This window comes from Halanaerobium sp., from assembly GCF_003070835.1.
Genome location: NZ_QBLR01000016.1, coordinates 1 through 13,114 on the forward strand (window position 1 = coordinate 1; position 13,114 = coordinate 13,114).

At 32.5% G+C, this 13,114-nt stretch carries 15 protein-coding genes; all 15 read left to right on the forward strand.

Annotated elements, in window-relative coordinates; genetic code table 11:
- Positions 1–229 precede the first annotated feature (229 nt).
- The 15 genes from CI949_RS03345 to CI949_RS03415 all read left to right on the forward strand — a co-directional run bounded on the left by CI949_RS03345 (position 230) and on the right by CI949_RS03415 (position 13,088).
- A complete protein-coding gene (locus CI949_RS03345) occupies positions 230–1,054 on the forward strand; it encodes an MBL fold metallo-hydrolase (protein ID WP_290762999.1) in 825 nt (274 codons plus the stop codon).
- Between the two features lie 146 nt (positions 1,055–1,200).
- The gene (locus tag CI949_RS03350) at positions 1,201–2,352 is read left to right on the forward strand and encodes a plasmid pRiA4b ORF-3 family protein (RefSeq protein ID WP_290763001.1); all 1,152 of its coding nucleotides are present in this window, start codon (positions 1,201–1,203) and stop codon (positions 2,350–2,352) included.
- A gap of 39 nt (positions 2,353–2,391) precedes the next feature.
- Entirely contained in the window at positions 2,392–3,048 is a 657-nt protein-coding gene (locus CI949_RS03355; RefSeq protein ID WP_290763004.1) for an IS1096 element passenger TnpR family protein, read from the forward strand.
- Between the two features lie 129 nt (positions 3,049–3,177).
- Positions 3,178–3,516, forward strand: a complete 339-nt coding sequence (locus tag CI949_RS03360; protein WP_290763006.1) for a hypothetical protein — start codon at positions 3,178–3,180, stop codon at positions 3,514–3,516.
- A 56-nt stretch (positions 3,517–3,572) separates the two neighbouring features.
- Positions 3,573–4,124: an RNA 2'-phosphotransferase gene (locus tag CI949_RS03365; RefSeq protein ID WP_290763007.1), complete on the forward strand. Its 552-nt coding sequence runs from the start codon at positions 3,573–3,575 to the stop codon at positions 4,122–4,124.
- A 21-nt stretch (positions 4,125–4,145) separates the two neighbouring features.
- The gene (locus CI949_RS03370; protein WP_290763009.1) at positions 4,146–4,646 is read left to right on the forward strand and encodes a nitroreductase family protein; all 501 of its coding nucleotides are present in this window, start codon (positions 4,146–4,148) and stop codon (positions 4,644–4,646) included.
- Positions 4,647–4,730: 84 nt separating this feature from the next.
- A complete protein-coding gene (locus CI949_RS03375) occupies positions 4,731–6,173 on the forward strand; it encodes a cryptochrome/photolyase family protein (protein ID WP_290763011.1) in 1,443 nt (480 codons plus the stop codon).
- A 71-nt stretch (positions 6,174–6,244) separates the two neighbouring features.
- A complete protein-coding gene (locus tag CI949_RS03380; protein WP_290763013.1) occupies positions 6,245–7,159 on the forward strand; it encodes an SMR family transporter in 915 nt (304 codons plus the stop codon).
- 224 nt (positions 7,160–7,383) lie between these two features.
- Positions 7,384–7,641, forward strand: coding sequence for a hypothetical protein (locus tag CI949_RS03385; protein WP_290763015.1), 258 nt, complete (start codon positions 7,384–7,386; stop codon positions 7,639–7,641).
- Positions 7,642–7,699: 58 nt separating this feature from the next.
- Positions 7,700–7,825 carry a hypothetical protein gene (locus tag CI949_RS03390; RefSeq protein WP_290763017.1) on the forward strand — a complete coding sequence of 42 codons (126 nt, stop codon included), beginning with the start codon at positions 7,700–7,702 and terminating at the stop codon, positions 7,823–7,825.
- A 107-nt stretch (positions 7,826–7,932) separates the two neighbouring features.
- Positions 7,933–8,169: a hypothetical protein gene (locus tag CI949_RS03395; protein WP_290763019.1), complete on the forward strand. Its 237-nt coding sequence runs from the start codon at positions 7,933–7,935 to the stop codon at positions 8,167–8,169.
- A gap of 162 nt (positions 8,170–8,331) precedes the next feature.
- Positions 8,332–8,877, forward strand: coding sequence for an NUDIX hydrolase (locus CI949_RS03400; protein WP_290763021.1), 546 nt, complete (start codon positions 8,332–8,334; stop codon positions 8,875–8,877).
- Between the two features lie 24 nt (positions 8,878–8,901).
- Positions 8,902–10,533, forward strand: a complete 1,632-nt coding sequence (locus CI949_RS03405; RefSeq protein ID WP_290763023.1) for a PucR family transcriptional regulator — start codon at positions 8,902–8,904, stop codon at positions 10,531–10,533.
- 172 nt (positions 10,534–10,705) lie between these two features.
- Positions 10,706–11,806 carry a ring-opening amidohydrolase gene (locus CI949_RS03410; RefSeq protein WP_290763024.1) on the forward strand — a complete coding sequence of 367 codons (1,101 nt, stop codon included), beginning with the start codon at positions 10,706–10,708 and terminating at the stop codon, positions 11,804–11,806.
- A gap of 37 nt (positions 11,807–11,843) precedes the next feature.
- Positions 11,844–13,088: a Na+/H+ antiporter NhaC family protein gene (locus tag CI949_RS03415; protein ID WP_290763026.1), complete on the forward strand. Its 1,245-nt coding sequence runs from the start codon at positions 11,844–11,846 to the stop codon at positions 13,086–13,088.
- Positions 13,089–13,114: the final 26 nt, after the last annotated feature.

Sequence of the window (13,114 nt, forward strand, 5' to 3'; positions counted from 1 at the left end):
TCCTAATCCCAATTATAAGGAGTTTTTCTATTTTAAGCAAGTATTTTCGTTAAAAACAGAACTTGACTTTTCTTAAATATTTTTATGCAATGCTAGTGAAAAAATCTATAATATTAGTATAAGATTAAAATAGAGAAAAATAATATAGAAAATCTCCAAATTAATTATCACAGATTAAATTAGCTATCAAATAAAGAATAAAAAATTTTTAAAAGGAGAGAATTAGATTATGAAAAATATGGAGATTAAGGTAGTAGTTGATAATAGTGTTCATAAAGGACAATTATTAGCAGAGCATGGACTGTCTTTCTGGATTAAACTGGGTAATAAGCAATACTTATTTGATACAGGCCAGGGTCTGGTGCTTGAAAATAATTTAAAAGAGCTGGGAATTAAGATAGATGAACTAAATGGTATTTTATTGAGTCATGGACATTATGATCATGCCGGTGGGCTGAAATCATTACTTAAAGCAAGACCTGATTTAAAATTATATGGCCACTCTAATATCTTTTTTCCTAAATACTCTCAAAAGAGTTCCGGACAAACTGATAGAGGAATGAAAATAACTAGAGATGATGTTCAAAACTTTATTCCTGTTAATGAAGCTAAGGAGATAGAACCCGGACTTTGGATGACAGGAGAGATTGAGCTTGATAATAGAGAAGAAATTATGAGATCTGACTATAAGCTAAAAGTAAATGATGAGCTGAAGGTAGACTATTTTAAGGATGACCAGGCTTCATTTATTGAAACTAAAGCAGGAATTGTAGTCTTATTAGGGTGCAGCCACAGCGGAGTTATTAACACTTTAGATTATATTAAAAAGTTAACAGCAGGGAAGAAAATTGCAGCTATTATTGGTGGAATGCATCTAATCAATGCTGATACAGAAGAGATTGATGCTATTATTGATTATTTGAAAGGCCTGGATTTTGATTTGCTTGTTCCTTTACACTGCACCGGCTTTAAAGCAGCGGCAAAAATGAACTCTGTTTTTAAAGATAAGGTAGCAGCTGGTGGAGTAGGTGAGAAGTTTGCTTTTCAACTATAAGGTTGATCTTAATTAAAAATGATAAAAAATAACGTCGGGAAACCAGCGTTTTTAACTTTCATAAATAATTTCACTAAATCCACTTCTATGATATAATCAAAATGAAATTAATATTAAAAATAAAGTATATTAAAGGGCTGATAAATATGCTAATTCAGACAACAAAAAAATTGAGAGATGAATTAAATCTGGAAGAACTTGAACAAAAAGAAAGGCCAGACTTATTCTCCTGGCATGCCAATTTTCTTAGAATTAATCGGAGAAAAACAGTGGTTTTAGTCAATGATGCCTGTGACTACACTGTACTATTATATGGCATGAAAAAAGATGATCTAAATAATTTTCCCGGGCGGGTCAAAGAAGGAATAAGAAGAACTTTTGAACGTGAAGGAATTAAAGAAAGTTTAATCGAAAAATATTTATCTCAGTTTGAAGAGTTTTTCTACAAGAAAGCAGAAAATAGAAGTTATATAGCCAGAATGAATAATTCATGTAAATTTGCCAAAAGATTTGCTGATAGATTTAATGAAAATGAAATTTATCAATCTCAGATAGCAAAGAATGTAAATAACATGCATCGTAAAAATGATAATAAAGATTATTTTTATCCTGATGACTTTCTGCAGCAGAAATTAGCAGAATATTTTGGCGAAGAAGATGTGATTAAGACAAAAGCCGCAGTTTTAAAAGTAGAATTAGACCTGGGTGAATATGAAGCCTGGAGAAAATTTATTGTTCCTCTAAGTTATAATTTTAGAGAATTACACAAAATTATTCAGCAGTTATATAACTGGCAGGATTATCACCTGCACGAATTCTTTGTTTACAGTGAAGAAAAAGATGACACTAAAAATTGGAATCAGTCTGAATATCATAGAAATGGCTATAAAGCTATCTTAAACCTGGCTATGAATCAAGAAAATTTTGAATATAACAGAGATCAGTTGAACTTTGCAGCTGAAGATTTTGAGCAGGCAGTAGAAAATGAAGTTAAATTAAAAGATGTTCTTCCCGCCAGAATCAAATATATTTATGATTACGGGGATTTCTGGCATCATTATCTTGAAACAGAAGAAATTATAGATGATTATAAGTCAAATAAGCCGACCTTTTTAGAAGGTGGTGGAACTGCACCTCCAGAAGATGTAGGAGGGGTAAGTGGTTTCAGTGAATTTATGCAAATTATTTCAAATCCAGATGATGAAGAATATCAATTAATGATGGAGTGGGCTGAAAGTCAGCGTTTTGAAGAATATGATCCTGAAGAGTTAAAATCTGCGATTGAGCGTTATTTTTAAACATAAATTTTGAAAAAAATAATTTGGAGGCTTAATTTTATGAAAGGTAAATGCAAAATTTGTGGTAATGAATATACTCAATCAGGAATGTCTAGACATTTAAAATCCTGTTTAAATAAGAATTATGAAAAAATTATTGATAAAGATCAGTCTCAGAAAAGCCTATATTATCATATTTATGTCAAAGGTACATACAGATCAGATTACTGGCTGCAGCTGCAGGTCAAAGCAGATACTAAATTAAGTGACCTCGACAGCTTTTTACGTGATATCTGGCTGGAATGCTGTAATCATTTGAGTGAATTTGAAATTAATGAGCAGAGATTTACATCCAGGGAATTTAATATGAGTAATAAAATAAAAGATGTTTTAAGAGAAAAATGTAAATTTTTGTATACCTATGATTTTGGTTCTTATACTAAATTGGATTTGAATGTAGTTAATGTATTTAAAGCAGAGGAAAGAGAAGAAAAGATTAGTGTTTTAGCAAGGAATAATCCGCCTAAAATTAAATGCAATCACTGTGATAACCTGGCTGAATTTATCTGCCCGGATTGTGTTTATAAAGGTGTTGGTTGGTACTGCAGTGATTGCCTTGACAAACATGAAGAGAATGATTTCTTTAGAACTTCAGATAATCTTCTACCGGTGGTTAATTCTCCCAGAGTTGGAGTCTGTGCTTATACTGGTAGCTAATATTAAAGGCGTATTTCTAATATTGAATATAGGAGAAAATAGAATGTCAGAATTGTGAATTGATCCTGAAGGATTAGAATAATATAAGAATCAGATAATTTTTCTTATCATTTAAAAAAGGAGTTAAAAATGAATTCTTACAGCAAAAAAACTAAAAAAGAAATTAGGCGGCTGGCAGGTCTTGCTCATGAGAGAGAACTAGAAAAAGCGTTAATTGATCTCAATTTAAAATTTAATCAGTGGGAAAAGAAAGAACTAGATTCTTTTGAATTGGACAGTGAAATCCACAAATTTCATAATAAGATATCTAGAGAAATCTTCAAAAAATACAACAGTTATGATATGGAAGATCATTTTGTTGCTCTAGCAATAGGTAATGACATTATTGAAAAAGATGAAGTTGATCCAGAAGCCTACCAGGAACTTGAATTATTAATTGAGAGAATAAATGACAGCGATTATTTTTAAGAATAGAAGTGTTAAAATATGACACTAAAAGCTGATAATAATTAGGGGGATCTTAAATGAACAAAACTAAACTATCAAAAACCGTATCTTACATTTTACGCCATCATCCGGAAGACTTTGACTTAAAACTTGAAGCTGATGCCTCAGTCGAAACAGCTGAACTGCTGCAGGCACTAAAAGAAAAATTTAGAGATATCACTAAGAATGATCTTATTAAGTTGGTTAAAAATGATCCCAAAGGTCGCTTTAGTTTTTTAGATGGCATGAAAAGAATCAGAGCCAACTACGGCCACAGTATAGAGGGTGTTAATCCGGATTATCAGATAGTTAAACCACCGGAGTTACTCTACCACGGAACAAGACCCAAGGTTAAAGAAAAAATACTGACCGCCGGGCTGAAGCCAATGGGCAGAAATTATGTTCATCTAAGTGTTGGATTTAAAGAAGCTGAAACGGTGGCTCGAAGGAGAACCAATCAACCAGTGATCTTGAAAATAGAAGCTCTGAGAGCTTTTCGCGAAGGACAGAACTTTTATAGAACAGCAGAAGACATTTTCCTAACAGATAAAATTCCTGCAGATTATTTATCATTATTAAAGAATAATTAAAGATAGGAGTTATGATAATAAATGAAAGAAATTTTTGAAAGAAGGAGTATTAGAAAATATACATCTGAAAAAATTGAAGCTGAAAAAATAAAAAAGATTGTTAAAGCTGGCTTTGCAGCTCCTTCCTGTGGAAATCAGCGTATAAACCATTTTATAATTATCAAAAATAAAGAGATACTTAATAAGATTGCTGATATCCATGGTTATGCGGAGGCCCTTAGAGAAGCCGATACTGCTGTAGCTGTCTGTGCAAATTTAGAAGAAGAGCTTTATCAAGGCTTTTGGGTACAGGATTGTGCTGCTGCAGCTGAAAATATGCTGACCGAAGCAGTTCATTTAGGTTTAGGAGCTGTTTGGCTTGGGGTTCATCCTAAAGAGAGAATTATAAAACATATAAATTCTATTTTAGAACTTCCTGAAAAAGTAAAAGCTCTGGCTATAATCTCCCTCGGTTATCCAGAAGAAGAAAAAGAAGCTTCAGACAGATATGAAGAAGCTAAGGTGCATTTTGATAAATGGTAAGTAAAATAATTTTAAAGATCTATTTTTTAAAAAGCTAAGCAGAATAGACATAAATTGGATAAATAAAAAAGAGGGACTGATAAAATGATAAAAAATCTATTGGTTTTACCAAATCAGCTTTTTAAACAGATTAAAAAAATGAAAGTAGAAAAGATTATTCTCTATGAGGCGGGAGAATATTTTACTAAATACAATTATAACCAGAAAAAACTGCTGCTCCACCGAGCCTCAATGCGGAATTTTTACCAGGAGCTTCAAGAAATAAGTAAAGCTGAGATCAACTATTTTGAATATAAAACTAGCCTGGAAGAGATTATAACTGATTTTGATAACCTGACAGTCTTTGATCCGATCAATAAGGATTTAAAAAATAAAATTAGAGAAATTACGGCTGCAGCAGGAATTGAACTGACCATTTTAGAAAGCCCCAATTTTTTAACTACGAGAGAGCAAAATGCTCAGTATTTTGAAGACCATGATTTTTTTCAGCACCAGTATTATAAAATGCAGCGGAAGAGGCTGGATATTTTAATCGGTTCAGATCAAAACCCAGTGGGCGGTAAATGGAGCTTTGATACCAAAAACAGAAAGAAGTTTCCGAAAGATATTGAGATTCCTGCACTGCCGAAATTTGATAGCAGGGAACTTAAAGCTGCCAAAGGATATATTGAGCAAAACTTTGGCGATAACCCGGGAGATCTCAATAATTTCTTTTATCCGGTTAATAGAAAAGAGGCTAAAGAACTTTTAGCTGATTTTATTCAGAATAGATTTCAAAACTTTGGCAAATACCAGGATGCCTTTGAAAAAGAAATTGTGGTTGGCTTCCATTCTTTAATTTCATCAAGTTTAAATATTGGGCTTTTAAATCCGGAGGAAGTTATAGAAGCTGTGCTTGATCATTATCAAAATAGTAAAATCGAAATTGCCTCAGTTGAGGGCTTTGTCAGACAGATAATTGGCTGGCGGGAATATGTAAGAGCACTTTATGATTTAGAGTCAGCGGCAATGGCAGCAAGTGATTTTTTTGAACACCAGCGGGATTTTCCAGAAAAATTTTATCAGGCTCAATCAGGAATTGAGGTCCTGGATGATTCAATTAAAAAAGCATTAGATTTTGCCTATGCCCACCACATTGAGCGCTTAATGGTGCTTGGAAATTTCTTTCTGCTATCTGAACTGAATCAGCACCAGGTCTTTAAATGGTTTATGGAGATGTTTATCGATGCCTATGATTGGGTTATGTATGCCAATATCTACGGCATGAGCCAGTATTCTTACCCAAAGATGATGACTAAACCCTACATCTCATCCAGCAATTATATTAAAAAAATGAGTCATTACAAGGCAGGCAGGTGGGCTGAAATCTGGGATGGACTTTACTGGCACTTTCTGGACAAAAACAGGGATAAATTTGCAGATAATCCACGGATGTCTTTAATGATTTCAATTTTAGATAGAATGGATAAAGATAAGTTAGAGCAGCATATAGAGACAGCTGAAAGGTATTTAGAGAAGTTAGAATAAATTTAATAAGTTAAGCATTATTTAAAATTTTAAAATTAGAAAAATAAATCAAATCAGGGAGTGTTTAAAAATTGATCTATTTGTTTTTAGCTGTTTTATGCAGTTCTTCAATTGCTTTAATCTTTAAATTCAGCGAATCAAATAATTTAAATCGATATGTAGTAACCTCAGCCAATTATTTCACTGCCTCTGGGGTTGCTTTATTTCTGTTATTAAAGCAGGGTATTAAATTTTTTGATTTCAATCAAAGTGACTTCAGTTCCAGCTTCATCCAGGTTATATTTAAGGGAGAGGGTCTATTTTCTTCACAGTCAAGCCAGCAGTGGGCAACTATAATTGGCTTAGTCGCCGGTATCTTTTTCTTTACTTCTTTTATTTACTATCAAAAAAGTGTGCGTGAAAATGGAGCCAGTCTGGCCGGAACCTTTGGCAAACTGGGAATACTAATTCCGATGCTATTTGCGATAATTATCTGGCAGGAATATCCTGAAGATCTGCAGTGGATTGGTATTCTGCTGGCTATTACTTCAATTATCCTGGTCAACTTCCCCTTTAAGCGGGACTGGCGGCAGGCACTGAGGCTGAATTTGATTTTTCTATTTCTTTACGGAGGTATTGCAGAATTCAGCAATAAAATATTTCAAAAATATGCTCTGGTTGACTACAAGGTCTTATTCTTATTCTGGGTTTTCTTTTCTGCCTTTTTGATCAGCTCTTTTTACAGCTTTAAAAAAGTAGGGCGTCTGCCCAAAAAGTCTGAACTTCTGACCGGATTTGCAGTTGGAATTCCCAACTTATTTTCTTCTTTCTTTCTGATCAGCGCCTTAAGTTATCTAAAAACAGCAGTTGTTTTTCCAATATTCAGTGCGGGCAGCATTGTTTTAATCACTGCCGCTGGTTATCTTTTTTTCGGGGAAAAATTAGAAAGAAAAGAGTGGGCTTCAATTCTGATGACAGTGGTGGCCTTAATTTTAATAAATATTTAGAGCTAACTTAAATGTAAATTTAGTGATCTAAAGAATGGAGAGATGATAATAATGAAAGAAATTTTTGCAAGAAGAAGTATTAGAAAATATGCTGACAGAAGCAGTCCATTTAGGTTTAGGAGCTGTTTGGCTTGGTGTTCATCCAAAAGAGAGAATTATAAAAATTCAGGCTTCTATGTTATAATTAAATTAAAACCAGAGGAATAAGCATGGGAGGTTTTATTATGGCTAAAAAGAATTTCGCTGAATATCGAAATAACAAAAAAAATAAACAGTCCCAAATGAGGAAGGTAAGAAACTATTTAAAATCAACCAATAGTAAAAATACTGAAAATAATTCAAATGAGGCTGAAGAAATTGATAATTATCGCAGTGGATCAAGGAGAAGAAACCCTCAAAAAGAAATGCTTTTATTTAAAATGATGATTAGATCCAGAAAAAATAAACTTGAAAAAATAGGAAATAGAAAATATAATAATTGATAGGTTAAATGCTTATGTACACTGTAATGAAAAGTGGCAGGAAGAGTGGATCCTTGGTATGATGGTAAGTAATTATCAAGATATTGACTGGGAGTATTTAAATAAAAGGGCAAATCAGGAAAGAGTTAATGATTCATTAAAAGGAATGATTGATAAAACAGAAGAAATTATTAAAGCTATTTAAAAATATTTTCAACAATGTGACAACTATATTAAAGTGTATTATTTTAATAAAATTAATTTTGTTTTGAATTAAACTATAAAAACAAAGGAGATTAGAATAATTTATATATGCTGACAATCAAATGTGCTAAATGCAAAACTAAACTTTTTAAATATAAAAAAATTGGACAGGGCAGAGTTCTCCGCTGCTGGAAAAGCAAGATCACAAGGGTCTATGACGGAGAAGTTGAGGGCAAAAATTTTGTCTGTGGAAATTGTGGGAATATCATTGCTGAAATAAAGGATGACCGCCTTGATATGAATAGTGATGCATTCACCTACACTGGAACTAAAATCAGGAAATAATTTTAACATTAGTTTTTAAATCTATATACTTAAAATTAGGCCGGTATTTCCCGGCTTTTATCTATTCATACAGGAAAAATATATTTTATTAAGAATTATATATTAAATAACTCAATAATTACATATTTTACTGTGTAATTTATAAAAAGGAAGGTCAATAACTTGAAATATTTTCAAAAAATACTGTCTCAAGTCAAAAATTATGAACCAGATAGTTTGGCTGAAAAAAAATATAAAAATCAAATATTCAATTTTTTAGTCAATTACAAAGATGATTATTTGAGAACTAATTCTAAGGGACATTTAACAGCTTCCGCCTGGATTATAAATTATAATAGAGATAAAGTTCTGCTGCATTACCACAATTCGTTAGATAAGTGGATTCAGTTGGGAGGTCATCTGGAAAAAGAAGAGTTGATACAAGAAGCAGCCTTAAGAGAAGCCAGAGAAGAATCAGGGTTAAATTCACTTTCAATTATGGAGCAAAAAATATTTGACCTTGATGTTCATAAAATTCCTGCAAGTGATGAGCAGGCTGAACACTTTCATTATGACCTTAGAATTCTAATGGAAGCTAACTCTGAAGAAGAACTGGAAAAGAGCAGTGAATCTAAAAGTTTAAAATGGATTGACCTAAATAAAGTAGATAATTATGTGAGGGAAGAATCAGTACTAAGGATGCTTAGAAAGATATTAGATTTAAAGTAACGTTCAAAATAATGGAGGAGAAATATGTCTATTAAAGTTAGAGATGTTTTAGAATTAGAAATATTTAAAGATTCAGAGTTAATAGCCGGAAAAAATGGAATAGATAAAATTGTTAAAAGTGCTTCTTTAATGGAAGTTCCAGATATTTATCCATACCTTGAAGAAAATAATATTTTATTAACAACTCTTTTTCCAATTCACCAGAATGAAAATGCTCAGAAAGAGTTGATTCCTAAACTTGTTGATAAAAATATCGCTGCAATTTGTATTAAACCGGGTAGATATGTAGATGAAATTTCTGAGGTCATGATTAAACAGGCTGATAAATTTGGTTTACCACTTATTAAACTTGATGATGCTGCAAATCTTTCAACAATGGCAAATAAAATACTTGAATTATCATTAGATCGACATTTAAACACTTTAGAATTTAGAAATACTATTCACGAAAAATTAATGGATCTCTTTTTGAAGGGGAAAAGCCTGGAATCACTTGTTAATAGCCTATCTGAAATGATAAAAAACCCAATTATTTTAACTGATACCAACTTCGAAATTATTTCTATATCTAAAGAGCTCCAGGAAAAGGATATTCAGTTCGTCTTTCCAGGTGATGATAGATCAATCTTTAATGAAAAATTAAGCTTGAAAATAGATGAGCAGAAATTTAATAAAAACGATCTAATTATTCATCCAATAAAAGCTGGCAGCCAGTGTTTTGGCTATTTACTCACTCAAAAGGAATTTCTAGATCAGAAAAATCTTCAGGTAGCAGTAGAACAGGCTTCCTTACTAATTGCTTCAGTATTTTTTAAAAATAATGCTGTTTTGGAAAAGGAGAAAAATTTTCAGGATGCTTTTATAAGAAATATTCTGCAGGGTAAAATAAAATCTCAGGTTGAAGCAATTGATAAAGCAAGAGCATTTGGTTGGGAGTTAGAATTTCCCCAAATTATGATGATAATAAAGGTCTTTACTGAAGATGATCTTGAAAAAAGGAATACTTATGAAAATATATTAAATAATAAACAGATTGAAAAAGCTTTTAATAAGAGTTTGTCAATTTATCAGGATAAAATTAAAACAATTTATATAAATGATTCGCTTGTTGTTTTTATAAATGCTATTTTTGATAAGAGAATTCAGAAGAACCTGCTTTCCGTTGGTGAAAACATTATTGAAAAAATTGATATTAAATCAAAAATAGGTATAGGTACTTCTAAAGTTATTAAAAGTATTGATCAGTTCCCTGATGCCTATAAAATAACAGAAAAAAATCTGGATATTGCAAAGATATTGGAAGAAAAATCATTTGTAATGAAATATGACGAATATGAGATATTTAGTTTAATTGACAAAATAGATGATTATCAACTCTTAAACACTTTTCTAGATAAAAAATTAGGTGATTTAATTAGATACGAAAGACAAAATGAAATGAAGTTAATAAAAACTCTAAGGGTATTAATTGAAAATAATTTCAACTTAAAAAAATCAGCGAAAGCAATGTATTTACATTATAATACAATGCGATACAGGGTAGATAAATTAAAAGACTATGGAATAGATATTGAAAATGGATACCGTTTGGCTGAAGTAGTTTTTGCCTATAATATTTATCTCTGGTTAAAAGCAAATGATCAATTAACTCTTTAAATAACCTGATAAAATTACTAAATTATATTAAATTACAACTGAAAGAGCTCTGGAATACATATCTTTGGCAATTAGTGACAAAGATATGTATTTTTTTTTGTCGCAACTTTATGATGATTAAAAATTAAAACAGTGTTATCATTTAATTGTACTCAAAAAGGAGGAATAAATTATGAATGTTAATGTTTACAAAATTCCAATGTCAAGTCCCGATGATATTTCAGGTTTAAAACAATTAATCAATGAAGGCGAGATTAATGCTGAAGAAATTATTGCCGTATTAGGAAAGACAGAAGGTAATGGTTGTGTTAATGATTTTACAAGAGGTTTCTCAACCCTTGCTTTTAAAGTTTACTTATCAGAAAAGTTAAATTTAAGCAGAAAAGAGGTAGGCGAAAAGATTGCTTTTGTTATGTCTGGAGGAACTGAAGGGGTTATGTCTCCTCACGCAACAGTATTTACTAAAAGCAGCAGTAAGAAAGAAATTTATGCTGAAAAATCACTTGCAGTAAGTGTTGGTTTCACAAAGGAGTTTCTACCTGAAGAAATAGGTACAATTGAAATGGCAGAAGAGGTAGAACGAGTTGTTTTAAAATTAATGGAAGACGCAGGTATTGAAAGCACAGAAGATGTGCACTTTGTTCAGATTAAATGCCCACTTTTAACCTCAGATAGGATAATGGAAGCAGAAAAAAGAGGTAAAGAAGTTGTAATAAATGATACTTATAAATCAATGGGCTATTCTAGAGGAGCATCTGCTCTTGGAGTAGGACTTGCTTTAGGAGAAATTGAACGCCAAGATTTGACTCAAAAATCAATTCTTAAAGATTGGTCATTATATTCTGAGGTTGCATCAACTTCTGCTGGAGTAGAATTATTAAACTGTGAAATTATTTTAATGGGTAATTCTAATACTTCCAATAGTAAATATAAAATTGGGCACAGTGTTATGAAAGATTCAATTGATATGGATTCTGTTTTAGAAGCTATGAAAAATAGTGGCTTGGAGTTTGATCAGCTGCCAGCTGAAAATCAAAAAGAAAAAATAGTAAACATTTTTGCTAAAGCAGAAGCTTCACCAGACGGCTATGTCAGAGGTAGAAGAACAACAATGCTAACAGATTCAGATATTAACCACACCAGACAGGCTAGATCAGTTGTTAATGCAGTTTTAGCTTCAGTTATGGGAGATTCTATGCTTTATATTTCAGGTGGTGCTGAACATCAAGGCCCAGCTGGCGGAGGTCCTGTAGCAGTAATAACTGAAAAATAATTTAAACTCTAAAACAGACATATTAGGAGGAAATTAGATGGAGCTATTAATCAATGTAATACCTTTGATAGTTATATTGGTTTTATTATTTATGCGAAAACATATGCTTTTTGCTGGTCTTGTTGGTGGTGTTTTGACAATGATAATTGGCGGAATAAGCATTGGGGAAGCTACAGGTCATTTTATCGGTGGTGTCTCCAACATGCTGGGAATAACTGTTCCCATACTATATGCAGCTTCTGCAGCAATGGTTGCTGAAGCGGGAAGTATTGAAGCATTAGTAGAACTAGCTCGTAGAAGTCTAAAAGGTAGAATCAGTATTTTAGCAGGTATTATGGTATTAATCCAGGCCTTTGCAACATATATGGCAGGTTTAGGTGCCGGAAACACAATGGTTACTGCACCTCTTATCGCTGCTGCTGTTGGGGCTGTACCTGAACTGATTGCTGCAATGGCAATAGCTACAGCAGTTGGTTTTACAACATCTCCCGCTTCAACTGAAACAGTATTAGCAGCAGAGAGTGCAGGTCGAGATGTTATTGCACATGCAGCCGCCATGAGGCCATTTACAATTTTGTTTTTCTTACTAGCTGCTGGTCTAGCAATTTATGGAGTCAGAAAACGTAAGAGCATCGTTGTTAATAAGGATAAAGAAGAAAATAAAAAAGACAGCATCTCTTTATTAAAGACAGCTACACCTGCTGTGGCACTTTTAGTTATGGTTGTTGCTGGAAGCAGTATCAATAATCTAATAAATATCTCAATCTTTTCACCGGCAACTGCTGTTATTTTCACAGCAATCTTAACAGTGCTTTTAACTCCACTGGATACTGCTGAAACATCTGAAGCACTAATAGACGGTTCAAGATTTATACTTACAACCTTATTTTCAGTAGGTATTTTTCTATCATTTATCAATATGATTGGAGATTTAGGGACTTTCGAACAGCTGGCTGGTCTTGTAGAACAAGTACCTCAGGGGATTATAGTTCCAACAGCTATGCTGGTAGCATTTTTAATTGCAATTCCGTCAGGAGCATTTACAGCCGGAGTACTAACTTTAATTCTGCCAACTCTTTCCGTGCTTGGATTACCATCTGAAGCGATGGGTTTTGTAGCAATTGCAACGGGTTTTGGAACTCAAATAAGTCCGGTTCAAATTAATGTTGCTGCCTTATCAGAAGGTTTTGATAAAGAAATAATGGATATAGTAAAGGAGAACGCAAAGTTTGTCATACCTGCATTAATTCTACTAATGATAATAGCTTTCTTTGCCGTATAACAAAAGTCAATATTAGACAATAACCA

Coding starts and splice junctions, on each gene's coding strand:
- CI949_RS03345 (WP_290762999.1), top strand. CDS start 230: ATGAAAAATATGGAGATTAAGGTAGTAGTTGATAATAGTGTTCATAAA.
- CI949_RS03350 (WP_290763001.1), top strand. CDS start 1,201: ATGCTAATTCAGACAACAAAAAAATTGAGAGATGAATTAAATCTGGAA.
- CI949_RS03355 (WP_290763004.1), top strand. CDS start 2,392: ATGAAAGGTAAATGCAAAATTTGTGGTAATGAATATACTCAATCAGGA.
- CI949_RS03360 (WP_290763006.1), top strand. CDS start 3,178: ATGAATTCTTACAGCAAAAAAACTAAAAAAGAAATTAGGCGGCTGGCA.
- CI949_RS03365 (WP_290763007.1), top strand. CDS start 3,573: ATGAACAAAACTAAACTATCAAAAACCGTATCTTACATTTTACGCCAT.
- CI949_RS03370 (WP_290763009.1), top strand. CDS start 4,146: ATGAAAGAAATTTTTGAAAGAAGGAGTATTAGAAAATATACATCTGAA.
- CI949_RS03375 (WP_290763011.1), top strand. CDS start 4,731: ATGATAAAAAATCTATTGGTTTTACCAAATCAGCTTTTTAAACAGATT.
- CI949_RS03385 (WP_290763015.1), top strand. CDS start 7,384: ATGGCTAAAAAGAATTTCGCTGAATATCGAAATAACAAAAAAAATAAA.
- CI949_RS03390 (WP_290763017.1), top strand. CDS start 7,700: ATGATGGTAAGTAATTATCAAGATATTGACTGGGAGTATTTAAATAAA.
- CI949_RS03395 (WP_290763019.1), top strand. CDS start 7,933: ATGCTGACAATCAAATGTGCTAAATGCAAAACTAAACTTTTTAAATAT.
- CI949_RS03405 (WP_290763023.1), top strand. CDS start 8,902: ATGTCTATTAAAGTTAGAGATGTTTTAGAATTAGAAATATTTAAAGAT.
- CI949_RS03410 (WP_290763024.1), top strand. CDS start 10,706: ATGAATGTTAATGTTTACAAAATTCCAATGTCAAGTCCCGATGATATT.
- CI949_RS03415 (WP_290763026.1), top strand. CDS start 11,844: ATGGAGCTATTAATCAATGTAATACCTTTGATAGTTATATTGGTTTTA.